This is a genomic window from Chryseobacterium contaminans, from assembly GCF_001684955.1.
GTDB lineage: Bacteria > Bacteroidota > Bacteroidia > Flavobacteriales > Weeksellaceae > Chryseobacterium > Chryseobacterium contaminans.
Genome location: NZ_MAYF01000207.1, coordinates 1 through 1,380, shown reverse-complemented (window position 1 = coordinate 1,380; position 1,380 = coordinate 1). Strand labels below are relative to the sequence as shown.

Below are 1,380 nucleotides of genomic sequence, written 5' to 3'. Positions count from 1 at the left end.
CAAGGTTTTTACCACCAGCAGTAGCAAAACCAGGATTTCCACCACCACCACCTTGGATTTCTTTAGCAAGATCTTTTACGATAGCTCCTGCCTGGTAATCTGCTGCCAGATCATCAGAAACTCCTACAGTAATCATTGGTTTACCATCCGCATCAGAAAGAATGATCGTTACCGAAGTTGGGATCTCTCTCTTCAATTGGAATACAATATCTTTAACAGAACCAGCATCCAGAGAAGTCTTTTTCACTAATAACTGTTTGTTGCCTTTCTGTTCGTAAGCATTCTTCCAGTCACTGATTTCTCCTTTTGCTTTTTCTTTTTTAAGAGCATCTACTTCAGATTTTAATGAAGCATTTTCCTCGATTAATTTCTCGATGGATCTTACCACATCTTTAGATTTCAGCAATTGGGAAAGTTCAATGATCTGTTTTTCAAGATTCTTGAAGTATTCTTCAGATTTATCTCCTGAAATGGCTTCAATTCTTCTGATCCCTGCAGCTGCAGAACCTTCAGAAGTAATTTTAAAATGACCAATTTCGCTGGTGTTTTTAACGTGAGTTCCTCCGCAAAGTTCCTTAGAGCTTCCAAACTGAATCATTCTCACATTATCACCATATTTCTCACCAAATAAAGCCATTGCCCCTTTTTCCAAAGCTTCCTTAATCGGAATGCTTCTGAATTCCTGTAATGCAATGCTTTCTTTGATCTTCTGGTTTACCTTTTCTTCAATTAAAGCAATTTCTTCTTCAGTCATTTTATTAAAGTGAGAGAAGTCGAAACGCAGATAATCCGGACCTACATAAGAACCTTTTTGTTCCACGTGAGTTCCCAGAACATCTCTTAAAGCTTCATGTAAAAGGTGAGTTACAGAGTGGTTGGCCTGAGAGTTCTTTCTGTCAGCAGCATTTACTTTAGCATAGAAAACGGCACCGGCATCTTTTGGAAGACCATTAATTAAAGAAATGATAAGACCATTCTCCTTTTTAGTTTCCAATACTTCGAAACTTTCTGTAGCGTTTTCAAGAACACCTTTATCTCCAACCTGTCCACCACCTTCAGGGTAGAAAGGAGAGCTGCTTAGTACCACCTGGTAAAATTCCCCGTCTTTATTTTCTACCTTTCTGTATCTTGTGATATAGGTTTCAGATTCAATCTGGTCATATCCAACAAATGTTTCAGGCTTTTCTTCTAAAGTAACCCAGTCATAAACTTTCTGAGCAGAATCTGCTTTTGAACGAAGTTTTTGCTTCTCCATTTCAGCCTCGAATCCTTTCTCATCAATCGTTAATCCTTTTTCCTCAGCAATAATTCTTGTTAAATCATCAGGGAAACCATAGGTATCATACAATTCAAAAACCTCTTCGCTTGGTAATACTTTCA

Annotated in this window: 1 protein-coding gene; it reads right to left on the bottom strand. The window is 37.9% G+C overall.

What is annotated here, in order from left to right; translation table 11 throughout:
* Positions 1 to 1,380 (bottom strand): alanine--tRNA ligase-related protein (locus BBH99_RS11735; RefSeq protein WP_228390795.1); only part of this gene is annotated, 1,380 nt, incomplete at both ends.